Here is a 22,400-nt window from a genome sequence, read left to right on the forward strand (position 1 = left end):
AAATTCTATTATTTGGAGGTATCCCAATGAGCCTTTTAATTAGAGAGTTAGAAACAAATGATTTAGATAGTTTTCCGGAGATTGATGACAGTTTTATAGTGAATGCTCGGTTAATGCTCTCTCTTTCAAAAGTAAATAGACGCATAGAATATACAGTAGAAGACGTTCCGCGTTATGAAAAAAGTTATTTACAAAATCAAAATGATAATGAAGAACTCGCGTACAATGAATATATTAATAACCCTAATCAAGTAATTTACATAGCACTGTTACATAACCAAATCATTGGATTCATAGTATTGAAAAAGAATTGGAATCACTATGCTTACATAGAAGATATAACGGTGGATAAAAAATATCGTACACTCGGGGTTGGTAAAAGATTAGTTGATCAAGCAAAGAAATGGGCAAAGAAAGACAATATGTCGGGTATCATGCTTGAAACGCAAAATAATAATGTCGTAGCATGTAAGTTCTATGAAAAATGCGGATTTGTAATTGGTGGATTTGATTTTCTTGTTTATAAAGGTTTGGATATGACAAGTGATGAAGTTGCAATTTATTGGTATTTTCATTTCAAATGAAAATGTTCTTACCGTTAAACAAAGACAAAATAAAAACCCCAATCTCTCCATATTAAAATTGAGAAATTGGGGTTAATTTATTTAATCATACTTTTTATTTAAAACAGATAACTAATTAATAAACCTGCAGATAATAAGAAGCCGAAAATTGTATTTGTCATCGCTGTTGATTTCATTGCGATGCGCATATACCCGGGATCCTTTGCCCCTTTTTGGAAACTTTGAATGGCAGAGATTGGTTTTCTCAAGCCTAGGAACATAACTAATGCCCAAGGGCTTATATAACCCATCAATACAATCACCGCGATCCATAAATAAGCAATGAAAAAGGCTACAGCTAGTGTTACTATTGCTTTTTCTCTCCCAAGGAGGATTACCAATGTCTTTCTTCCTCCTTTAATATCTTCTTCGATATCTCGGATGTTATTCGACATATTGATTGCACCGACTAAAATTCCAATTGGGATGGAAATCAATACACTTTCAGTCGTTATCGTATTCGTTTGAATAAAGAAAGCAATGAGTACAAAACATGTTCCCATTAACAATCCAGAAACTAATTCTCCAAACGGAGTGTACGCAATTGGCAATGGACCACCTGTATATAAATAGCCAACCGCCATTCCAATTAAACCAATGACGACTAACCACCAGCTGCTATTCATACAAATATAAACTCCAATAATTGCTGCTACTACATACAATAAAAGCGCAACTGTTAACACATTTTTTGGTTTCAATCCATGACGAACAATTCCACCACCAATTCCAACAGAATCAGCTGTATCTAATCCACGTTTGAAATCATAGTACTCATTAAATAAGTTCGTTGCGATTTGCAATGCTAAACATGCAACCATCATCGCAATAAATAAAAGCCAATCAATTTCGGCAACATAAAGTGATGCCACCGTTCCTAAAATTACAGGAGAAAATGTCGCCGTTAACGTATGCGGGCGCGTCATCTTCCATATTAATTTAGCGGAACTAATTTCTTTTTCTGTCCCCATAACACTGTTCAATCTCCCTACATTTAAGTATCAATTACTAGCAGTATCTTTCTATCTGTTTTCTGCCACGCATCTATTATATCAAAAAATGAATTGGTAATAGAACTGTAATGCTCTTGCTTGCACCATAACTTTGCATCAAAATATCATTTTTTCTAATATGGGGTAGTCCCCCATCGCCATCAAGCTAAAATTTTGAAGTACCCCAAAAAAATTCTATCTCACTTTTTTGTTTTATAGATTATTAATTTCTTTTATCACATGAAGATTTCGTTCGAACTGAAATAAAAACAGAGTCTCAAGATTCTTTTCTTGAGACTCTGTTTTTATTTCAAAAAGGAAATCATGATTTTCTCTAATTCAGCCTTATTTAAAACATCATCAATGATTACCACTTGATAAGTACTGTCCTTTCCTTTTGCAGGAACAATCATTTTCATGCCCTTTACATTACTTCCGGTCATTTTACCAAATATGAATTGTGCTCCTTCCAGTTCATAATTTTCTATCTTGTCATTGTCATTAATCCACTGATAAAATGGATCTCTTCCTCTTTCTAAAATGTCAGATTGATAAATTGTATAACCAAACTCCCCGGCTCTATATTCTGACCTAATGATAGGATTCAGCTTTTTTGTTGTAATTACTGGTTCAACTTTTTCCCTGTTTAGTTCATAACCTTTCGCTACATATAATCGATAAATTCGTGTTATTATTCTTGATATTGCTGTTGAACCGCCTCCGGTAGTTCCTCAAAGATTATTCTTTTAAAAATGTTAATAATGCTTCATTAAATTCTTTTGCATGAGTTGCGTTTAATCCATGAGGACCACCCTGTATTAGAGCAAGTTTACTATCAGGAATGAAATCATATGTGCGTTTTCCACTTAACTCAAAAGGTACAGTTGCATCAGAGTCACCGTGAATAATAAGATTTAATATCAAAATGTAAAAGCTACCAATATACACATAAACCAGTATTATAGTTTGATACTGATTTATTTGATGCTTTTATTTATGTACTTGTTAATTTAGCATAGATGATAAAAAATAAGGTTAATTGTCCTATTATCACAATATTCGGCACTGCTATAATTAAATTAATAACAAAAAAGACTGCTAAAATTCCTAAAAACAAGCATAAATGATAAATGTTCAAGCGGTGTTGTTCAAATCTGTATTGATGAAAAACAATTGTAGTTGACAGGAAATAGAGCAATACAGAACCAAAAACAAAATATAAGATAAAAGAATAATAGACCTCATGTAAAAATAATAATCTAATGGATGCTGCAACCATACTCAAAGACATTAAAATAAATAGATGACCGTAAATAATAATTTGACCAGAAGTTTGTTTAGACTTGTCGAGTTTCTTCTCCATGTTATCAAAATATTGCCACCACATCGAAATAATGAGGATAAATGAAATGATCGCAAAGCTTATTGAATCCCAATTTCCTTGTTTAGGTTGAATGACCACAAGAGTGCTTACAAGAGCTTCCCCAAAGAGAATAATGGAAAATAGACCAAATCTCTCTAACAAGTGGGCTGTATTTGTAGGAACCTTTTCTAAACACTTCCTTCCAAGCAGTGGGACAACAATATCGATAAGAATCCCAAAATATAACACAGCATATCGAATCCAAGAATCAAAAAAGACGGATAATAATGAAATAACGATTCCAATCCAAAAATATCTTCCTAAAAAGAGTGCTGCTTTTTTTCGAGCCCCCTCTTCTATACGCTGGATAACAAGATATTGAATTGCAGTCACGACCCTTAAGCCAATATAGCCAATTAAAAAAGAAAGATAATACGGATCAAAATCAGCTGATAAGCTTGATGTCATTATTAGGACAAAAAACATTTGCAGGATCAAAAAAATCCTTTGATGAAATAAATCTTTTCCAAACCGGTTAACAAAGATAGTTTGCCCTACCCAAGCCCACCAGATCGGAATAAAAATTAAGACAAACTTTACTAAATACTCTGCATGGATTTGACCATCTTCAACATGAAGTAAAACATGAGTCGCAGCCGTCACTGCCGCCACAAATAACAAATCATAAAAGAGTTCTAACCACGTCACTTTCTTTTCTTCCACTTCTGCACTCCCTCCTTATAGTTAATAGTATGCTAAAAATATATAGTAATTGGAAGAGAAAATAATATAGACATAAACCATTTCTCCTCATTATTGTATTCAACATAATTCCCTGGAAGGCGCTTTATCGCGTCTTTTTTTTATTTTCAAAAGGATCGACTCAATTTCTTCTTAGAGCCGTATTTTAATTTAAATGTGATACGTGTTCAGTGACAATAAAGTCCTTTAAAAAATAATAAAATTGTTTACTTCTTATAGGACTAACGAAGTAGTTTAATGGAAGAAGAAACTATAGTAAGTGTTATAATATTCACTAACTTAAGCAAAGGGGGGACGCATTTTTGCACAAACTTAATGCATTAATACCAGAGCTATCGGTTTCAGATATGGAGCAAAGTTTTAATTTTTATTCGGAGATTCCCCTGTTTAAAATTGAATATCAAAGACCAGAGGATAAGTTTGCTTTACTGTCTTTAGATGACTGTCAGATTATACTTGAAGAAGTAAATGGTCATTGGAGTACTGGGGAGTTATCTTATCCCTACGGAAGAGGAATTAATTTTCAAGTTATCATAAAATGATATTGATCCACTATATGATAGTTTGAAAAAGAACGAGTATCCAATTAAATTTGATATCCAAGAGAATTGGTATAGAGCTGATACTAAAATTAAAGGGACAAAAAGAATTTTTAATTATGGGCCCTGATGGTTATCTATTAAGATTTGTTCAAAAATTAGGTAAAAAAGATGTTGAAGCAGATTAAGCTATGTAAGATAAGATGAAAATTTAATAAATGGAGCAAACTACTTTTTTCAATCTATATTTTAGAATTCTATTTTCATGGTTTAAAAGCATCCGCAATCGTACATAATAGCAAGAAAAAAGGAGTGATTATATTGACGGAAGTATTAGAAATGAGTCCCAAGGAACTGAGAAAATGGATTGATCCTAGATTCCCCCATAACGAAAATTAATTGCATTACTTTATATTTAGAGTAATTATCTTGATTATTTTTAACATCCACTTAATTCTTAAACTGATGTATAGGGAAACCACTCCATATACATCAGTTTTTAAAAAATAAAATACTTTATTTACCAAGTTAATATAAATTGCCTTCGCATAGGAGACAGTAGAATTTCTAAATCTTTATTTTAATATTAATCAATTCAAGCATATTCCTTCAAATGCATTTATTACCAAGTCATGCACATAGGAATCATCCAACTTTTCACCGGTTACTAGCAACCGATAAAAAATTGGTCCGTAAATGAGATCGATACTTAAGTCAATATCGAGATTTTCTTTTAATTCTCCTCTTTTAATTCCCTTCTCCAGAAGTTGCTTTGCTTGCAGGCGACGTGGCTGGAAATATCGAGTACGATATTCCTCTGCCAGCTTTGAATCAAATTGGCCTTCGCCAACTAACTCAGTAATAATAGTCCCTTCCCGACTTATCAAAAATTTGGTTAAACTTGTGGCATGAATTAAAATATCATTCAATGCTGAACCTGTGTCAGGTATAGGCAATCTAGCTGCGGCAGCAAAAAGAAAACCATCCATTACTACAGCAGCCTTATTAGGCCACCATTTATAAATCGTAGCTTTACTAACTTTAGCACGGTCTGCAATTTTATCGACTGTGACTGCTTTAAAGCCACTTTCCAGTAATAACTCATAAGATGCAGAAAGGATAGCTTTTTGGGTTTCAATATTACGCGGTCTACCTCTTTTACCTTGCACATTAATCATTCCTTTCAAGAACATAAACTATACGTTTAGTATACTTAATATGAACAAATAATAAAATAGCCCATTTACAAAACTGAACGTTTAGTATATATTTTAGCTAATTAATAAACTAAACGTTCAGTTTATTAATTGTTAAGGAATCTTGTAATGGCCATGGCTTTATCTAAGTTCCAAAATACACCAAGGTAATTCTGAAATAAAAGTATGGGGGGATATTGTTATGTCTAATGTTAAAAATAAAGCAAGTGATAAGGAAATTTCATCGGGTTTAATCATTCTTCTGGCAACCGCATGTGGTATCATCGTGGCTAATCTTTATTATGCGCAGCCTTTAATTGGGTTAATTAGTAATGTAATTGGTCTTTCTAATAGTAGTGCCGGATTAATTGTAACGCTAACCCAGATTGGATATGTTGTTGGCTTACTATTTCTTGTACCATTGGGGGATATTGTTGAGAATAAAAAATTGATAATTATATTGTTATTACTAAGTGCAGTTGCTCTAACTGCCACAGTTTTTGTAAAGAGCGCAATCATGTTATTAGTAGCTTCATTCTTTATCGGACTGGGGTCGGTCGCAGCGCAAGTGCTCGTACCTTTTGTATCATACCTTTCATCGGAAAATGCACGCGGTCGTGTAGTTGGTAATGTTATGAGTGGCCTGTTATTAGGTATTATGCTTGCGCGTCCGATATCTAGTCTAGTAGCTGATATCTGGGGATGGAATGCAATATTTGCTTTATCTGCTACTGTAATTATTGTTTTGGCATTTGTATTATCGAAAGTACTCCCTACTAGGAAACCAAAGGCAAAAACAAATTATATAGCCTTACTTAATTCAATGTGGCAACTGCTACGAACTACTCCAATTTTACGCCGCCGTGCCATTTATCATGCTTGTGTATTTGGGGCTTTCAGCTTATTCTGGACCACTGTTCCATTATTATTATCTAGTCCTGCTTTTCATTTTTCTCAGACTGCCATAGCATTATATGCACTTGTCGGGATTACAGGTGCAATAGCCGCTCCAATAGGTGGTCGTCTAGCTGATCTTGGCTGGACACGACCCGCTACTGGGGTAGCTCTCACTGTTGTTATTATTTCTTTAATACTCCCACTTTTTATTCAAAGTAGCTCGCCCTTTGGAATAGCTGTTTTAGTAATTGCTGCAATCCTGTTGGATATGGGAGTATCTGCAAACCTTGTGCTTAGCCAACGTTTAATTTTCTCGTTGAGTCCAGAAATTCGTAGTCGATTAAATGGGGTATTTATGGCTATTTTCTTTTTAGGAGGTGCTATTGGATCCTTTATTGGAGGATGGGCATATGCCTTAGGAGGATGGAATCTAACATTATGGATAGGAATCGCTTTTCCGACCATAGCCTTGCTTTATTTTGCCACAGAAAAATAGTTCTATAATCAAATTTTAGCAGTCAGTATCCTGACTGCTAGAATTTGATTATCTGAGATTTAAAAATTATTCACGAATTGTATTGAGCTTTTGGTGCAGATTTCAAGTTTTTAAAGACTTCTAAATTCTAGTTAGAGAATTATGAAATAGAAGTGATGGGACAGGAAATCAAGAGCCAATTATCCAAAGTTGGATGCCGGTTGCAAATGTATACTTTTTGGATCATCATGTAACATAAAAATCCTCTTTTTAGTCTATAAATATTTTATAACGTATATTTTTAACTATAAAAAATTTTACTTAACTTTCCTTTTTGACTACTTGTTAAATTCGGAAAGTAAAATATTTTTAAAAGGATTAGAACGGCTAGTTTTATGGCCATTCAAATTGATAGCCAATGTGTGCTTGCCTCCAAGTGTACCTCCAGCAAAAGTAGAAAACCCTGGAGAGGCACCTGCGTGTCCCCATATCGAGACACCGTTTGGAAGTTTAGTTTCATAGATTCCAAGACCATATCTGCCGATTTCAGCAATTCCTGTAGGAACTGTAGTAAGCATTTGTTTTAGTTGCTGTTCCTTCAGTAATTTGCCACTGAGTAAGTAAGAGAAGAATTTGTTTAAATCGTCAGCAGTAGAAATCATATCTCCATCCGAGCTACCTGGGTAAGAATAAGTAACGTCTTTTAGCTCACTTTCTCCGTCATATCTTTCATATCCACGGGCATGATTGGTACCTGGAATAACAGTTGAATTACCAGGTAGGAATGTATTCGACAATTCGAGCGGTTCAACAATCCGATTTTCAACCTCTTCCGCATAGCTGTTTCCAGTTACTTTTTCAATAAGGATACCCAGTATTACGTATCCTGTGTTTGAATAAGACCAGCCCTTACCTGGAGCAAAGTCTGGTGGAAGAGAAATTCCCATCTTTACTAATTCTTCAGCCGTATACAATTTTTTTGTATCCATAATATCATAGTCTTTTGACTTTAAGTATTCAGCAATCCCACTTGTATGATTCAATATCTGCCGAATCGTAATCTGGTTAGCATCATATCCGTTTCCTTGAATGACGCCAGGCAACCATTTTTCGATGGAGTCATCTAGATTCAAGCGGTTCTCTCCAGCCAATTGAAGTAGAACTGTTGCAATGAATGTCTTCGTCGTACTGCCAATGCGAAAGCGAAAATCTGTTTTCATCGGCTTCTTGGTCCTCAGATCCGCTATCCCGGCGGCATAGCTCCAATTTTTACCACCCTTAGAAATTTGAGCGAGTATTCCAGGGTATCCAAGTTGGAGTGAATCCCGCATTGCTTTCTTAACGGAAGTACGATCGCTTTGATTACTTGTTTGTAACGAACTAGATACATTTTGCGTGGATTCTGCTTTTACAATTGAGGCTGGTGTTATGTATAAGAGGGAACTTCCAGCTATTAAAAGTGATAGACTTGCACATGTAATTTTACTGCATGTTTTCATAAAGCATCCTCTCCTTTATTTAAATTGTAAAGTTAGTTGCTTGCTGTTTCGTATTAATCACACAGCTATTATCTCCACCAATGACAAAAAGTCAGAATTGAATTCGTAATCATATTCATAATTATTATTTTTACAAGCACTATTCTGTCTTAACAAACGGTAAATCACTCTTCTTCCACATGTATGTTAACCCCAGAAATTACTTCTTTTCCTTGAAACACTCTTGTTACTGGTTTGTTTTTCATATATAAGTCATATCTGTTCCGCCTTTCACACCTCCTTATATTTTTATCCTACACAATGAAAATCTCTTTTTTCTTACCTATTCCTTACAAATTACTTACGTTCAAAATAGCTTCTATAATAGGATAGAAGGAGAATCTGTACCCGAAAGTTCAAAGTATTTTCCAATAAATATATTTATCAAATAGAAACACAGGGGTTTTTCAATTCTATTTTTCTTTTTATAGAAATATACAGACAGGATGGCGTTTTTGTATGAATCTATCGATTCAAGATGAGTTTCATTTATTCGCTGAAGAACTACAGCGATATCTATCTCCAAGTATTCTTCAACAGCTCGCACAGGAGACGGTTTTCGTAAAACGTAAAAGTAAGTATGGCGCACGAGATTTGGCCGCTTTATGTATTTGGATTAGTCAACACGTAGCAAGGAATAAGGCGGAATCTTCAATTAGGATGATGATATAATTAAGTGGGAATTTACTTTATTTTATAATTTATGAGGTGGGAAATGGACTCTTTAGAATTAAATAAATCTAAATATATTATCTCTAACATCAAAGATATTCTGTATAAAAAGCTCATTCTTGATAAACCAATAACTAAAGATGAGGTAAAAAAATTAAACCTAGTTAATCCTACTGTATGCGAAAATGAGAAGTATCTCATACAGGCACGGTGGTTTTGTAGTATGAATATCGGAGAGTGGGAAGATGTAGAAATTATCATTCAAGGAAATAATGAAAATCCCAATGTTGAGATTATAGATATGGCAGAAAAAAATATTCGATGAACTCTATCTCCATATAAGCTGTGCATTAAAATATCTACAGAAATTTTTCCCTAATCAAGAAATGAATAACTACTACCTATCCACAATATCTTTTGGAAAGATGGCTAATATTGACGATTATATATTGCCTGGTTTTAGTTTAACGTTTATTTATGAAGGCACTTATGAGTTTCAGTATAAAGTAAAATTTAAAGACAATGGATGGCCAATCGGTTTTGAAGGTGGGCCACTTTAATAATCATAGATAATTTTTCCTATTGGGGTCTCACCACATCGCCATCAAGCTAAGAAAAGCAAATACCCCCAAAACAAAATAATCCGTTAAGTAATTCTCATTGCACAAAAAGAGGTGTGGAAAAATGTCATTAACATCAGTTTTATTAAATGTGATATTTAAAAAGGGTGATGCTAAAAGAGATAAAGGGTTAACTACCCCAGAAAATATAGAAAGGTTTGACAACCTTGATTACTACGGGGATAAAAGTGAAGACCATTTGCTTGACGTGTATTATCCAAAGGATACGGACAAACCTTTGCCAGTAATTATATCGATTCATGGTGGTGGCTGGGTGTACGGGAACAAGGAAGCTTATCAATTTTACTGCATGAATTTAGCCCAGTACGGGTTTACGGTAGTAAACTTCAACTACTGTCTTGCACCAAAATATAAATTTCCAGCGGCTCTGGAAGATGTAAATTCGGTTTTTCATTGGGTGAAGAATAATTCAACAAAGTTTCATATGGACTTAAATAATTTGTTTATTGTAGGTGATTCAGCGGGAGCCCAGATTGCAAGTCAGTATGCAGCAATTATAACTAATTTAAAGTATGCAAAACTGTTTGACTTCAAAATGCCTGATATAAAAATAAAAGCAATGGGATTAAACCACGGAATGTATGATCCTCTCGATAGAATAAAAAACAAAGAAACGAAAGAATGGTACAGGAGTCTTTTAAATGCTTTGATGAAGGACTACCTTGGAACAGAAATTTATAAATATGAAAAGGAAATGGATTTTCAGTCAAACATTACGTCATCTTTTCCTCCGTCCTTTGTGACTTGTAGTGTTAATGATGGATTGGTTGGGATTCAACCTGTTTTCCTTAGTAAATTAGAATCCGCAGGTCTTCATTATATTTACAAGGAATATGGTCATAATGACAAAGCTAGCGGTCATGTATTCCACCTTGACTTAAGAAAAGACGAAGCAACAATACTTAACAACGAACAAATAGAATTTTTCCGTCAATACATGGGCAAATGAGTGGATATCTAGTAAGAAAGGAATTGAAACAAGCTGAAAATAGGGATCCGCCACATGCCCATCAACTTAAGAAATTTTAATACCTTTAAATACAAAAAAACGTCATCATTTCTAAACAGGCCAGATTAGAAATGATGACGTTTTTTATTGTATGGATACTAATTTATATTAGTCTTTCTGATGATGTGATGGTATATCATGCTAATTAATAAAATGTTTTTGAGACACTGTACTTATTAATAATGATGTTTTAATCCTGCTAAAGTAGCTTCGATGAACATCTTCTCTTCTATGTCAACTTGAGCTATCAACTTATCAACTATATGTCTATCTGCGTTAGCTAACAGAAATGCAGATATATTTGCAATACCACTAACATAAGCCGTAGCATCTTTGCTTTCGCCATTCATTTGCATGGAAAATGTAACGTTAGAGTTCATGATTCTTCACCTCTATTTTTGTTCGTTGTGTTCGTTCATTTTGTCAGATATTAAATCAAATTGAAACTGTATCCTTCGAGCTAATAAGTATTCATAAAAACATAATAAAAAAGAGTGCGATTAAGATGTGCACTCTTTCAAAAGATTTTACCAATCTCGATGATTACCATGATCATGATTATGTTCACGATCTTGGTCGCGGTCATGATTACGTCTGCGACGACACTCATCACAATCACAGTCACGTCTACAATGACAATCGTTAAAATCGTTTCTTCTACGTCTACGACCGCATCCGCAAAATACTAAATCATCCCAAAAGTTATTACGATCTCGAGAATGCCCAAAATTATTATTCCATCCCATAGATATGATTCCCTCCTCTAAAAATAGAATTCATCATATTCTATGTTTAAAAAGGGAAAACAGCTTGTTTACTAGTCTATGTTTTGTGTTTTAGACTAATAATATTTCAATTTGCGAGTCTATCTTCCCCCTCTATTTTCAATCGTTGTGTTCGTTTGTTTTGTTTAAATGGGCAAATCTATCAATTCTATCAAATCAATTAATCCAACTATTACATATTAATGATTAATTCATATACTATATTAGATTACTAGAAAGGAGGCGTAACCATGGATAGTTGCGTTGTGTTTGTAAATGGACAACCTTTTTTAGTTCTTTCAGTAGCTGGTATTGAAATTGCTAGATTAGAGATTTCTCTTCAAGTTGCATTAGCTCTAAGAGTGCTTGGAATACCAATCTGCGATTAATTACCAAATCAAAAAAAGAGGGCATTAGCTCTCTTTTTTTATTTACCCCTTATCTTTGCTTGACAACGAACAAGACACCACCAGATCACGGCAGCGCCTACGATAATTGCTATACACATGTTTGTTCTATCTACATAGTAAAATAAAACACCCATAATGAACACATCATAAGATTAGTAACCCTATTTTCTGTCCGTTGATTATTATGTTTATAAACCTAGATTATGCACATCTATATTCAGTAAGTGCATACCCTATTACATGAATGCTACTTTAGGAGTGATTATATTATGAATCCTTTCCCGATGAGGATTTTTGTAGCTCCAACTTCGACTTGGCAACATTTACTTCACCATCCTTCATATGGTCAATATGGTATGCAACCTGGGCATATCCCCTTTACTCCTACAATTGCGCCTTCTTCTGTAATATACCAATATCATTATATTTTTCCAGCATTGTATTTCCAAGAGTTTCACGGTACATTTAACATCTAATCTAAATAGAAAAATATCCGTTATCTGTACCATTGGGTGCAACTCATGTTATACCTAAAACAGTATTTAAATACGTTTAATGTGTAATTTCTATATAACAAAGAAAAAAGCACCCGTTATGGATGCTTGGCGCTTAATTACGATCGATTAAAGTAATATTCCGATTTTGCAGAACAACTAAGGATTCGGCATCGGTACGTGACCTTTTCTACTGCAATCCGGCGTTCATTTTTCAAAATTGCAGCATTTTTGGAAGTAATAAATTCTGCCTCCCATCCGCATTGCTTGCATTCCATTATTTCTTTTTTAAATCCTTCTTCAATGATAACTTCATTCATTCTCTTCACTTCTTTCTGTAGTTGATAACTCATTTAAACGACTACAGAACAATCTGTCAAGCTTACTACTCTCAACCTTCTCCAAGCCATAAGATCATCTAAAGATTTACGGGATTCTTTTACATCGCCAGTAATATCTTTCATGTTCAACTTATTAAATGTAGCTAAAAATTCTTGTTGAATCTTACCTTGCAATGCATTGGCTTGCTTTGTTAATTCTTTATTCTCATCACTTTTTGCCTTTTGAACTTATAACTAGGTTTTATTGCGTCTATTTAAAAGGAACTGGCTATGACAACTACATTAAGTTTTTCAAGAGAAAGTCCGTTGCTCACATTCGAACAACGGACTTTCTTTATATGAACCATTTTAAAACATCTTCAGCAATCTCTTCTGGTCTATCCCAATGCATTAAATGCCCTGTATCTTTGTAAAGCTTAGTCGTAATGTTAATACGCTTCTTACATTCTGCTATCTGCAATTCTCTTATTTCTAAATAATTATCGGGAAGGTCGCAATACAATAATAAAATATCGCTTTTAATTTTATGCGATTTCAATGTTTTATACACCGTATATTGAAACTTAATTACACCTCTAGCGGTATCGCCAATGCCATTTCACTTTACTATCTTCTTCTCTCATTAAGTCATAAACCGCACGTTCTATTAATGGTGACCACCTGCTGTAAACCGTTTTTTCTGATTGGATGAACGCTTCTTTACTATCAAAAATATATTCATCAAAATCTTTTTCGTAATGAATGATTTCTTCTTCTAATGATCGCGGTGGACACTCTCCCTCTTTCGCATCTTTATATAGCTTCGCAAAATAATCTGCATTCATTTTCCCATGATGATAACCACCATCTAACAAAACCATTTTATTCACTTTTTCTGGACATTCTGCTGCATAGTGAAGCGCAACGCTTGCGCCCCATGAATGTGCTACTATATGAAATGTTTCTTTTCCTATATGCTCAAGTAACGCTACTATCCAATTTGTTAAATGCAATGCACCGTAATCTTCATCCTTCTCAAAATTTGGTGTTTTCCCATGTCCAGGTAGATCAAACGATACAACATGATAGTTATCTTTTAAAAATTCCGCTATTTCTATAAAACTTAATTTTGTACTTCCTAAACCATGAAAACAAATGATTTGAGGGTTACTTTTATCCCCCCATTCACAAACACTTGCCTTATATTCACCAAATTCTACAAAAAAGTGATTCATTTTTAATCTCCTCTAATTATTAGATATAAATTAGTTCCAATGCAAAATTGTTTTTTCAGAATAAATAAATTTAAAAAAACATCCAAATCCTTTTTCGTAAATGATTTTTATAGAATGCGAGCGTCAACTCTAGTTAAAAGCACCAAATGCTTAACTTCATGTATACCGATGATAATTCATTTAAGTTAATGGTTAAACTACATCTTCAAGCCCCTCAAATTAATATAGTTTAATAATTGTATGATTCGTTTATCATATGTGTGATGTTTCAAAGTCCTATCCAGCCCATTTTTTGCTATACGTTTTCTTTCTTGTACATGTTCCAAATAATAATCAGCTTTTTGTATAAACTCCGATGCACTATTAAAAGTTTCTATTTCAACACCTGGTATGTAATGTTTTGCTACATCTGGGCGTATATCAGTTAATTGAAAAGAACCTACGGCATTAATTTCAAACGTCCTATTATTTACTGAATATGCTTGGATATTTGCAGAATTACAATTCAATTCCTGATCAATTAGTGAACGATGCAAGTTTATATTGATTTTAGTAGATACGTAAAATTGTAACGCATCTTCATACTTTGCAAGTGGCAAGAGTTGTATTTTATCCTTTAACCTTTCATAATTCTTTAACTTCTCCCAACCGAACCCTACAATTTTTGTGTTTTTTTCTGCTAAATACTCTGAAATAGAATCAACAAAGTTAATTCTATTTTCAAATGCTGTGCCTATAAAACTAAGATCATACTTATATGTATCTTCTTTAAGAGAAGGTTTAAATACCTCTTGATTCGCTGCTAAAGGGAGATGAAACACATTATTACATCCTATCCCCCTATAAAACTTAATGCAATTTAAATCTTGCGTAAATATGTAATCATAATACGGAACAAGATTTTGTGTTACATCCGTATAATAAGGATCATCTGTCAGCCAAAGTCCAGTAGTAAACCCTGCCTTTTTTAAGAATGGTATAATGTGATAAAATTCTTCAATTAAACCGCTTAGTACCAAAATAAAATCTGGTTTCACTTTTAACGCGGTTTTTATAGCTTTTTCTGGACTCACCATAATTGTATCGCTGTTTACCTTTTGTAGACTATTCAAAATTGCAGCTTCGATCATTGGATAATAAAAAGAAATTCCTGATTGAATAAATAAAATTTTCTTAGGCGTATTGCCTTTCATGTCATTTCCCCCTATTTCTACATAATCAAAGCGCACAAAAATTATCAGGCTTTATTCATTTTCGTGACATCTTACTTTACATGTATAAGCACCGTTTATGTCCATTATGTTGAACTTCCCTTATTTTATCGGCTGATGAGATTTTGAAGGTGGTGCTTCTTGTAATATTGTTTCATCTTTTTTAGAAGCTGTTACAAAGGGAATAAAATTAGGGTATATTCAGCCAAATTATTAACCATAGAAAATGAATACATAAAAGAAAAAGCCTGCTCGTATCAGTAACGGGTTCCGTTTAGAGAGAGAAAAATGCTAATAACCATTAGAAATAACACAATAATTTGGATGCATTTCGCATTATAAATAGCAAACTAAAACGCTCAGAAAATATTCTGAGCGTTTTTATGTCCTTCTTCAACTAAAGTACCGGTTAGCGTAAGTACAATATTTCGCAATATGTTACTTTAAGTATCAAAAACAGCGGTGCCTTTTTAAAGAATTGCACCAGTTAGTGTAAAAAGCTATTTGACCATTTGTACTGTTAACTTATCTTTTAACATTGACCTATATGAGTCAATTTCATATTTTGTATTATTGATTTTTTCTTTTTTCATTTTTAACATATCGAATATTTCTAACTCTAAATTCCTTCTAGCTTCAAGAACTTTAATCGCTCCTTCTACACCTGAATGGTTATGTTCTTTCCCATAGCCTTGGTTAGTGTAATAGTCGACAATTCCTGTGGACCATTCCGGAGTTCTTTCTTTTAATGCCTTCCTAAATGAAAATTCAAGATTATCTTGTTCTACATACAATAACATTGGATTTAAATTCTCTATGATTTTTGCAACTTTCATTACATGATTTATTATTTTTTCTTTTTGTTCACCATATTTAATCATCCCAATCGTTAATGGATTTTGTATGAAACAACATTCAAAGATATAAACCTTATTGTCTTCTAGAGCAATTTCAGCAAAGTCATTCCATTTGTCAGCAATTAATTCAACATTTTTATCGAATGATAATTCATATATATCGTTTTTAAAAATAGCGTTAAATAATTCGTCTGAAAACTGATCACCAAACTCATTTTTTATCTTACTGTATGGTAATAAATAATTGCTTCCTTTTTTTAGAACTCTTTTAAGAAGCACTTTTTTAAAATCTCCACTGTTAGATAATAATCTATCGAATTCAAATTTATTAAAACAAGATACACCATCATAGTCGGCTGGATGGTTCAAATTTCCCTCTAAAAATAGTTCAACTTCAATTTTATTTTGGCTTAGAATTTCATTTATTAGCTTTGCAGTGGTTGACTTTCCAAATCCAGGTAAACCTTCTACTATTATTAGTTTTGTATTCATAGTTATAAATCCCTTCCTTCAAAGTATTTAACCAAGATTAAAAAATCACTTACTTCACTGCAATCACCCCTTCAAAATATGATATTCACCATTTTCTTTGAAAAATTCTTCTTAAAGTAACCTGACCGTTAGTTTAAGAACATTTTTTTCACAATCTCTATCATTATTTTAACATAAATTTTCCATTTACCTTTTAAAAAAATATAGTCCACTATTATTTGAGTTAACTATGTAAAGTAAATTATATCTTTTAAATCAAACACTTTGTTAGTAATCCCCAATCGTTGTGCTGGTGTTTTTACTGTTTTCTTTTTCCCTTCCTTTGTGATAAATGGCATACAAAAATTATAATGGGTTCGAAATATCGTTAGAGCCATTTGTGCGTATTTTGGATTAAAATTAGAATAGATATAACTTTTACCATCTCCACGAGCTGTCATTAAAGGTCTTTCTAAAATGGACAATCTTCCTCGGATGTTTTGAATAAAAACATTTACTGCATTGTCTCTTACTTCAAGTATTAAATTGGCAATATCGCTCTTTTGAGTACCTCACACGGTGCAAAGAAGACAAGCTCTCCGAAGCCATCAAACAATACAATTTGTATTTTCATTTTTAGAACACCTCATATGGGTTCTTTTTAAATCCCAAATTAGGAGCATACATGTTATGTACAAATTAATAATGAAGATAGTCTTTCTCCCCTCACTCTATAAACTTCCAAATGTTCTGCCAATTCCCTCTCATCACTTCTTACACTTAGCGTTTTCTTCACAAAGTTCCAATTCAAACTACCGGATAACCATAACAATGATGAAAGTCTTTTATAATCATTTGATGTTACAATATTATGAGCCTTATACCCTTCTAATAATGCACTAGCAACACTTGAACTGACTTCATGTGATTGTATTCCTTCTGTTCGAGAATACCACTTTAGTAAAAAGGCTAGTCCTTCAATACGATCCACATATCCAATCGATTCAAAATCTACAATTCCTTTTACCTGTTCACGTGAGTCCCATACAACATTCAACGGATTTAAGTCTGTTTGTACGATAAATTCTAATTCACTTGTATATGCGCACTTTATATGATATTTAGCTAGATTTATATACTCCCGTAATTCTTTGCAGGTGCTTGCCTTACTTTCTAGCATATGAGTAAACTGGGCATACCCATCCAAATGTGATTTCTTTTGAAAAATCGAGCTTTGAAATGCATTAGAAATATCATGAATCTTTCTTGCTTCCTTTCCGAAGGCTTTTGCGATAGCTTCTGTACAATATGTACTATGTTCTCCTTCAATCCAATTAGACAAAACAAATCGGTATTGTTCATCATTCCAAGTGACAAATGTAAATGATTCTCCCGTCCTATTCTTGTTAATCTGCATAAATGGAATCCCATGCTTGCGTAAATAATACGTATACTGTACTTGCTCTATCAGTTGTTCATTTAATAACGTCCCAAAAGCTGGATTGATTGTTCGCTTGCTATTAATAAACCTTGCGGAATATCGCTTTCCATTCACCATAATTTTATAGTGCAAATCTGTATTCCAACTATTATTATGTAATTCTTCTTCCACTGCTAGTGAATGAATTTCTTTAAAATAATTCATTAATACATTCTTTATTAGGTGTTTCACTCCGTTCTCTCCTTCCATACAAAAAATTAGGGTACATGTAATTCATTGCGCTTCCCATAACAAAATTTATTTCACTTAATTAAGCATACCTAGGATATGACAAATAGAACATAGAATTATAGAAGATAGTAGATGGGGGGACTATGATTGAAGAACTTAAAGTTTGGGGTAATTGGAGTATTATGTGTCGCTGGATTAGTTGGATGTACAGGTCATTCAACTGAAACGAAAGCTTCCAATACAGAAGTATCCACAACAATAAAAGAAAATGTATCCGAACAAATTATGTTTGAACAAAAAGAATTAAAAAAACTTGAGATTAGTCACGTAAGTTCAAAAGATGTTTACAAAATCATAAATAAAGAAAATATGAAAACAATTTTTACAAATATGGAAAGCGCAGAGAAAAAAACACTCCTTCTAGATCAAGATGCCAAAAACCATATACATTCAAAAATGAAGGTTACTTATCAAGATAATTCTATACAAGAATTCTTTGTTTGGATAGAGTCTGATGATGACATCGTAATAGCAAAGGCAAGTGATGAAACGCACGTTAAAGGATATGATTTACGTGAGAATAATTCCAAAAACATTATTCAGTTTTTCAAAAAATAACTTTTATTTTTCTTTTGAATAGATTAAACAATCATTTTTTCTAAACTGACTGATTTAGTATTTGTTATCAGTAACGCCTCACCATTCTTCAAAATTTCTTATCTTAACTTTGTCATTTTACAATATATTATCTATTCTTTTTTAACTAATCCCCCATAGTGAATATGTGTAGTAAAAAAGAGCCAATCTCCAATACAATAGAAGATTGTCTCTTTCCTTTATTTACTCCCCTGTTTCAGAAAATAGCTTTATACGTTCACCAATTTCATTACGAACACGTTGAAATTCGGACCACTCTTTTCCTGCCGGATCATCAAATCCCCAGTGAACACGATTCACATGCGGCGGAGTAGATGGACAAACAGAATCCGCATGACTACAAAGCGTAACGACTAAATCAGCACTATTTAAAATGTTTGCATCAATTATATCTGATGTTTGATTTGTGATGTCGATATTTACTTCATTCATTGCTTTAATAGCATTTGGATTCACTCCATGTGCTTCGATTCCTGCAGAATATACATTCCACTTATCTCCTAAATATTGTTTGCCCCATGCTTCTGCCATTTGGCTTCGGCATGAATTTCCCGTACATAAAAAGTAGATTGTCTTTTTGTTCTCCATGTTGTTTTCCACCTTTATTTTTAAATTTAGACCGGTTGATCATTAAAATATTTACGTTTAAACCAAAAAGCGACATTTACAAGTGCAATCATGACAGGTACTTCGACTAAAGGACCGATAACAGCTGCGAATGCTACGCCCGAATGAATACCAAACACACCAACTGCTACAGCAATTGCTAACTCAAAGTTATTACTACCTGCTGTAAATGCTAATGTTGTAGTCACCGGATAGTTTGCACCAATCTTTCTTCCCATAAAGAAAGAAACAAAAAACATCACAATAAAATAGATTAATAACGGAATCGCTATTCTTACAACATCTAATGGTACGCTAACAATCATTTCCCCTTTTAAGGAGAACATAACGATGATTGTAAATAGTAATGCAAGTAATGTAAGTGGACTAATCTTCGGTATAAACACCTTTTCATACCACTGTCTTCCTTTTAACTTAACGAGTACAAAACGTGTCAACATACCTGCTATAAAAGGAATTCCCAAATAGATACATACTGATTTTGCTACTTCTACCATTGTAATATCGACAATAGCACCTTTAATCCCTAACCATTCTGGGATTACTGTTACAAACACGTATGCATAAACCGAGAAGAAAAGCATTTGAAATACCGAATTAAAAGCAACTAAACCAGCTGCATATTCTTTATCCCCATCAGCAAGATCGTTCCAAACAATTACCATTGCAATGCAACGTGCTAATCCAATCATAATGAGACCAACCATGTACTCTGGCTTATCAGGAAGAAAAATAATTGCTAAAACAAACATAAGTACCGGACCAATAATCCAGTTTTGTACTAAAGATAGAACTAACACTTTTACATCTTTAAATACTCGGCCCATTTCCTCGTAGCGAACCTTCGCCAATGGTGGATACATCATTACAATTAAACCAACAGCAAGCGGGATAGACGTCGTTCCCACTTGTAATGTATTCAGTCGGTCTACTACACTAGGAAACACAAATCCTAAACCAATCCCAACCGCCATCGCTAGAAAAATCCATAGTGTTAAATATCGGTCTAGAAAAGATAAACGTTTCATTTTATTTTCCATCCCCTATTAACAACAAGAATTTTTTTCTACTACGTTAGAAGTCGTACAACAAGATGAATCTTCTATTTTGTGAACATCACTATGTGCTTTTGTATAAAAGAACTCCCACTCATTCCCATCAGGATCCGTTACCCAAAACTTATCTTGAACCGCATAGCAACAAGTCGTATCCATCTCATCACGTGCAAAGAAACCCTCTTTTTCTAATCTTTCTTTATGTAATGTGATTTCTTCAGCTGTATCCACTTGGAAGCCAAAATGATTTACCTGATTTCCATTCACTTCATCTCGCACGTTCAGCGTGAAATTAAGTCCTGGCGTCTCTAATAAAAATTTTGCATAATCTGTTTTCACCTTAACTGGTGATACACCAAATACCTTTTCGTAAAATTCAATAGACTTCTCTAAATCCGTAACATTTATACCAACGTGAACATATCTCATACCTTATTCCTCCTCTTTACATATTATTAATCAATTTTTTTTGATTAATAGTACAAATTTTTAACAACAGCTTCCTTTTCCTGTTTTTCTAAAGATACAGCACAATTCTTCTGATAATAAATTATTCACTTCCGCATCATTTAAATCATAATAACTCCACGTACCTTTTGTTTCTTTTACAATTAAACCTGCGTCTAATAAAATCTTCAAATGATACGACAGCTTAGATTGCGTCATTTCAAAAATCTCTGTTAAATCACATACACATGTCTGGCCTCGCTGGCAAAGTTCATACATAATTTCTAAACGCTTTTGATCCGCCAACGCTTTAAATTTTTTCTCATATAGCTGAAAATCTTGTGCCATTGTAGTTCACTTCCCTTCATCAACTTTTTTTGATGTTTATAGTATATACGCTGTTTCGTTCTTTATGCAAGTTATAAATCAATTTTTTTTGATTAATATAACCTTCTCTTCTTTCACATCTTATAGAGAATACATCTGTAGTCCCTTAACAAATAAATCATTATATTTAAATGTAATTACATAATAGAAAAAATAGTACGTTATCCTTACTATGATTCTCAAAAACAGGATAACGTACTATTTTTATACGAAATGAGAAGTATCAACTCTAAATGAAGAATCTTTAAAGAACCTTCTCGTTTTTCTCTTGATTTAACATAAGGCACTGTTATGGAACTAAATTTAGATGTTCAAACGAACATATTGCTAATTTTTCATTTGGTGAAGTATTATTTAGCAACAAATTTAATATAATCCGATCTAGTATAAGGTTCCACTCAAAAATTATCCTTCCTTTAAATCTGTAAGGAGGTCATTCTTCCATGCAATTGTATTCAGGTAAGAACCTCTGACTCTAAACATATCCAAGTTGTAACAAATATTGTATTTATTTTCGTTCGTGAATTTTACGTCCAATTTATTAAAGTGACTACCGATATGAAAAGCAAGAAAATACTCATGCCAATCTGAATAGGAGTTTTGAGCAAGTTTTGCCGCTTGTATCATATAATGTTCCGCTTCTTTTTTAGATAAATAACCTAATCTTTTACCAATTCGACTTAAAGCAATACACCATGCATAATCAAATGCAGCAATCCCAGCATCAGGTAACATGTGCAATGAGTAATTCACAACGTACATTTTTTCATCGTTTGTCTGTCTTGGAAGTAATAGCTTTCGCTGTGCTTCTGAAAGAGGAGTTAATTGATTGTGCATAGCTTGAAATTCTTGGCGTGATCCTTCTTTTAATAACCACTCAATCATTTCTTTTAATTGTTCCGGTTCCTTACAATCAAATCTTCGTAATTGTTCTTTCAAAAACTTTTTCCCAAGTATACGGTCTCTTATAAATGTAAATTCATATTTTGTAAAATAATGAATAAGAAGATAAGTATCCATACATATTGTAGACATGCATCGAAAATATTGTTCTACCTGTTTTTTCTTTCTTGAAACGAACACTTA

22 protein-coding genes and 6 pseudogenes are annotated in these 22,400 nt (G+C 33.2%); 9 read left to right on the forward strand and 19 right to left on the reverse strand.

The features are described from left to right. Window positions 1-26 precede the first annotated feature (26 nt). The gene (satA, locus tag ATN06_RS15900) at window positions 27-584 is read left to right on the forward strand and encodes a streptothricin N-acetyltransferase SatA (RefSeq protein ID WP_060631453.1); all 558 of its coding nucleotides are present in this window, start codon (window positions 27-29) and stop codon (window positions 582-584) included. A 98-nt stretch (window positions 585-682) separates the two neighbouring features. Here satA and menA read toward each other — a convergent pair whose 3' ends face one another. The 3 genes and pseudogenes from menA to ATN06_RS15920 all read right to left on the reverse strand — a co-directional run bounded on the left by menA (window position 683) and on the right by ATN06_RS15920 (window position 3,701). Continuing rightward, the gene (gene menA, locus ATN06_RS15905) at window positions 683-1,594 is read right to left on the reverse strand and encodes a 1,4-dihydroxy-2-naphthoate polyprenyltransferase (protein WP_000536359.1); all 912 of its coding nucleotides are present in this window, start codon (window positions 1,592-1,594) and stop codon (window positions 683-685) included. Window positions 1,595-2,353: 759 nt separating this feature from the next. Then, window positions 2,354-2,536: pseudogene (locus tag ATN06_RS15915) on the reverse strand (alpha/beta fold hydrolase); the annotation flags it as partial. A gap of 73 nt (window positions 2,537-2,609) precedes the next feature. Further along, window positions 2,610-3,701 carry a low temperature requirement protein A gene (locus ATN06_RS15920; RefSeq protein WP_060631456.1) on the reverse strand — a complete coding sequence of 364 codons (1,092 nt, stop codon included), beginning with the start codon at window positions 3,699-3,701 and terminating at the stop codon, window positions 2,610-2,612. 341 nt (window positions 3,702-4,042) lie between these two features. On the opposite strand from ATN06_RS15920, the gene ATN06_RS29495 reads away from it, so the two are divergent. Then, complete coding sequence (locus tag ATN06_RS29495; protein WP_234415805.1) at window positions 4,043-4,282, forward strand: VOC family protein; 240 nt, start codon at window positions 4,043-4,045, stop codon at window positions 4,280-4,282. A 587-nt stretch (window positions 4,283-4,869) separates the two neighbouring features. Here ATN06_RS29495 and ATN06_RS15930 read toward each other — a convergent pair. Further along, window positions 4,870-5,457, reverse strand: coding sequence for a TetR/AcrR family transcriptional regulator (locus ATN06_RS15930; RefSeq protein WP_110093292.1), 588 nt, complete (start codon window positions 5,455-5,457; stop codon window positions 4,870-4,872). A gap of 220 nt (window positions 5,458-5,677) precedes the next feature. Here ATN06_RS15930 and ATN06_RS15935 point away from each other — a divergent pair, with 220 nt between their 5' ends. Continuing rightward, entirely contained in the window at window positions 5,678-6,868 is a 1,191-nt protein-coding gene (locus ATN06_RS15935; RefSeq protein WP_060631458.1) for an MFS transporter, read from the forward strand. 317 nt (window positions 6,869-7,185) lie between these two features. Here ATN06_RS15935 and ATN06_RS15940 read toward each other — a convergent pair whose 3' ends face one another. Then, on the reverse strand, window positions 7,186-8,346 hold the full coding sequence (locus ATN06_RS15940) for a serine hydrolase domain-containing protein (RefSeq protein ID WP_060631459.1): 1,161 nt from the start codon (window positions 8,344-8,346) through the stop codon (window positions 7,186-7,188). Between the two features lie 498 nt (window positions 8,347-8,844). On the opposite strand from ATN06_RS15940, the pseudogene ATN06_RS15945 reads away from it, so the two are divergent. The 3 genes and pseudogenes from ATN06_RS15945 to ATN06_RS15955 form a co-directional block, all read left to right on the forward strand. Then, window positions 8,845-9,018 (forward strand): annotated as a pseudogene (locus tag ATN06_RS15945) (IS4 family transposase); the annotation flags it as partial. 82 nt (window positions 9,019-9,100) lie between these two features. Continuing rightward, a pseudogene (locus tag ATN06_RS29715) lies at window positions 9,101-9,617 on the forward strand (hypothetical protein). Window positions 9,618-9,741: 124 nt separating this feature from the next. After that, a complete protein-coding gene (locus ATN06_RS15955; protein ID WP_060631461.1) occupies window positions 9,742-10,647 on the forward strand; it encodes an alpha/beta hydrolase in 906 nt (301 codons plus the stop codon). 236 nt (window positions 10,648-10,883) lie between these two features. Here the strand turns inward: ATN06_RS15955 and ATN06_RS15960 are convergent, their stop codons facing one another. Next, the gene (locus ATN06_RS15960) at window positions 10,884-11,087 is read right to left on the reverse strand and encodes a hypothetical protein (RefSeq protein WP_060631462.1); all 204 of its coding nucleotides are present in this window, start codon (window positions 11,085-11,087) and stop codon (window positions 10,884-10,886) included. A gap of 147 nt (window positions 11,088-11,234) precedes the next feature. After that, on the reverse strand, window positions 11,235-11,453 hold the full coding sequence (locus ATN06_RS15965) for a hypothetical protein (RefSeq protein WP_060631463.1): 219 nt from the start codon (window positions 11,451-11,453) through the stop codon (window positions 11,235-11,237). A gap of 269 nt (window positions 11,454-11,722) precedes the next feature. Between ATN06_RS15965 and ATN06_RS15970 the strand changes: the two genes are divergently transcribed. Together ATN06_RS15970 and ATN06_RS15975 are read left to right on the forward strand one after the other, a co-directional pair. Continuing rightward, window positions 11,723-11,860 carry a DUF3956 domain-containing protein gene (locus ATN06_RS15970; protein WP_000376554.1) on the forward strand — a complete coding sequence of 46 codons (138 nt, stop codon included), beginning with the start codon at window positions 11,723-11,725 and terminating at the stop codon, window positions 11,858-11,860. Window positions 11,861-12,150: 290 nt separating this feature from the next. Continuing rightward, on the forward strand, window positions 12,151-12,357 hold the full coding sequence (locus ATN06_RS15975) for a hypothetical protein (protein WP_029438876.1): 207 nt from the start codon (window positions 12,151-12,153) through the stop codon (window positions 12,355-12,357). Window positions 12,358-12,494: 137 nt separating this feature from the next. On the opposite strand, the gene ATN06_RS15980 is transcribed toward ATN06_RS15975, so the two are convergent. The 7 genes and pseudogenes from ATN06_RS15980 to ATN06_RS16005 form a co-directional block, all read right to left on the reverse strand. Further along, complete coding sequence (locus ATN06_RS15980; RefSeq protein ID WP_140350449.1) at window positions 12,495-12,728, reverse strand: hypothetical protein; 234 nt, start codon at window positions 12,726-12,728, stop codon at window positions 12,495-12,497. A 322-nt stretch (window positions 12,729-13,050) separates the two neighbouring features. Continuing rightward, a pseudogene (locus tag ATN06_RS15985) lies at window positions 13,051-13,930 on the reverse strand (alpha/beta fold hydrolase). Window positions 13,931-14,127: 197 nt separating this feature from the next. After that, a complete protein-coding gene (locus tag ATN06_RS15990) occupies window positions 14,128-15,123 on the reverse strand; it encodes a CgeB family protein (protein WP_060631465.1) in 996 nt (331 codons plus the stop codon). A 518-nt stretch (window positions 15,124-15,641) separates the two neighbouring features. Further along, window positions 15,642-16,490, reverse strand: a complete 849-nt coding sequence (locus ATN06_RS15995; protein WP_060631466.1) for a P-loop NTPase family protein — start codon at window positions 16,488-16,490, stop codon at window positions 15,642-15,644. Between the two features lie 227 nt (window positions 16,491-16,717). Further along, window positions 16,718-17,035, reverse strand: a pseudogene (locus tag ATN06_RS16000) (insertion element protein); the annotation flags it as partial. Next, window positions 17,023-17,103, reverse strand: a pseudogene (locus tag ATN06_RS29240) (DJ-1/PfpI family protein); the annotation flags it as partial. The pseudogenes ATN06_RS29240 and ATN06_RS16000, both read right to left, overlap by 13 nt. Window positions 17,104-17,157: 54 nt before the next feature. Next, window positions 17,158-18,141: a phosphotransferase gene (locus ATN06_RS16005; RefSeq protein WP_060631468.1), complete on the reverse strand. Its 984-nt coding sequence runs from the start codon at window positions 18,139-18,141 to the stop codon at window positions 17,158-17,160. A gap of 147 nt (window positions 18,142-18,288) precedes the next feature. Here ATN06_RS16005 and ATN06_RS16010 point away from each other — a divergent pair, with 147 nt between their 5' ends. Further along, a complete protein-coding gene (locus ATN06_RS16010) occupies window positions 18,289-18,759 on the forward strand; it encodes a hypothetical protein (RefSeq protein WP_060631469.1) in 471 nt (156 codons plus the stop codon). 222 nt (window positions 18,760-18,981) lie between these two features. On the opposite strand, the gene arsC is transcribed toward ATN06_RS16010, so the two are convergent. From arsC to ATN06_RS16035, 5 genes are all read right to left on the reverse strand, one after another. Next, a complete protein-coding gene (gene arsC, locus ATN06_RS16015) occupies window positions 18,982-19,386 on the reverse strand; it encodes an arsenate reductase (thioredoxin) (RefSeq protein ID WP_060631470.1) in 405 nt (134 codons plus the stop codon). Between the two features lie 26 nt (window positions 19,387-19,412). Then, complete coding sequence (arsB, locus tag ATN06_RS16020) at window positions 19,413-20,453, reverse strand: ACR3 family arsenite efflux transporter (RefSeq protein WP_060631471.1); 1,041 nt, start codon at window positions 20,451-20,453, stop codon at window positions 19,413-19,415. A gap of 18 nt (window positions 20,454-20,471) precedes the next feature. Beyond that, window positions 20,472-20,909, reverse strand: coding sequence for an ArsI/CadI family heavy metal resistance metalloenzyme (locus ATN06_RS16025; RefSeq protein ID WP_060631472.1), 438 nt, complete (start codon window positions 20,907-20,909; stop codon window positions 20,472-20,474). 60 nt (window positions 20,910-20,969) lie between these two features. Further along, complete coding sequence (arsR, locus tag ATN06_RS16030) at window positions 20,970-21,275, reverse strand: arsenical resistance operon transcriptional regulator ArsR (RefSeq protein WP_000046014.1); 306 nt, start codon at window positions 21,273-21,275, stop codon at window positions 20,970-20,972. 444 nt (window positions 21,276-21,719) lie between these two features. Then, the gene (locus ATN06_RS16035; RefSeq protein WP_060631473.1) at window positions 21,720-22,397 is read right to left on the reverse strand and encodes a DUF1266 domain-containing protein; all 678 of its coding nucleotides are present in this window, start codon (window positions 22,395-22,397) and stop codon (window positions 21,720-21,722) included. Window positions 22,398-22,400: the final 3 nt, after the last annotated feature.

The sequence above is a fragment of the Bacillus thuringiensis genome (assembly GCF_001455345.1).
Taxonomy (GTDB): Bacteria; Bacillota; Bacilli; order Bacillales; family Bacillaceae_G; genus Bacillus_A; species Bacillus_A thuringiensis_N.

Coding starts and splice junctions, on each gene's coding strand:
- satA (WP_060631453.1), top strand. CDS start 27: ATGAGCCTTTTAATTAGAGAGTTAGAAACAAATGATTTAGATAGTTTT.
- menA (WP_000536359.1), bottom strand. CDS start 1,594: ATGGGGACAGAAAAAGAAATTAGTTCCGCTAAATTAATATGGAAGATG.
- ATN06_RS15930 (WP_110093292.1), bottom strand. CDS start 5,457: ATGATTAATGTGCAAGGTAAAAGAGGTAGACCGCGTAATATTGAAACC.
- ATN06_RS15935 (WP_060631458.1), top strand. CDS start 5,678: ATGTCTAATGTTAAAAATAAAGCAAGTGATAAGGAAATTTCATCGGGT.
- ATN06_RS15940 (WP_060631459.1), bottom strand. CDS start 8,346: ATGAAAACATGCAGTAAAATTACATGTGCAAGTCTATCACTTTTAATA.
- ATN06_RS15955 (WP_060631461.1), top strand. CDS start 9,742: ATGTCATTAACATCAGTTTTATTAAATGTGATATTTAAAAAGGGTGAT.
- ATN06_RS15960 (WP_060631462.1), bottom strand. CDS start 11,087: ATGAACTCTAACGTTACATTTTCCATGCAAATGAATGGCGAAAGCAAA.
- ATN06_RS15965 (WP_060631463.1), bottom strand. CDS start 11,453: ATGGGATGGAATAATAATTTTGGGCATTCTCGAGATCGTAATAACTTT.
- ATN06_RS15970 (WP_000376554.1), top strand. CDS start 11,723: ATGGATAGTTGCGTTGTGTTTGTAAATGGACAACCTTTTTTAGTTCTT.
- ATN06_RS15975 (WP_029438876.1), top strand. CDS start 12,151: ATGAATCCTTTCCCGATGAGGATTTTTGTAGCTCCAACTTCGACTTGG.
- ATN06_RS15980 (WP_140350449.1), bottom strand. CDS start 12,728: ATGAGTTATCAACTACAGAAAGAAGTGAAGAGAATGAATGAAGTTATC.
- ATN06_RS15990 (WP_060631465.1), bottom strand. CDS start 15,123: ATGAAAGGCAATACGCCTAAGAAAATTTTATTTATTCAATCAGGAATT.
- ATN06_RS15995 (WP_060631466.1), bottom strand. CDS start 16,490: ATGAATACAAAACTAATAATAGTAGAAGGTTTACCTGGATTTGGAAAG.
- arsC (WP_060631470.1), bottom strand. CDS start 19,386: ATGGAGAACAAAAAGACAATCTACTTTTTATGTACGGGAAATTCATGC.
- arsB (WP_060631471.1), bottom strand. CDS start 20,453: ATGAAACGTTTATCTTTTCTAGACCGATATTTAACACTATGGATTTTT.
- ATN06_RS16025 (WP_060631472.1), bottom strand. CDS start 20,909: ATGAGATATGTTCACGTTGGTATAAATGTTACGGATTTAGAGAAGTCT.
- arsR (WP_000046014.1), bottom strand. CDS start 21,275: ATGGCACAAGATTTTCAGCTATATGAGAAAAAATTTAAAGCGTTGGCG.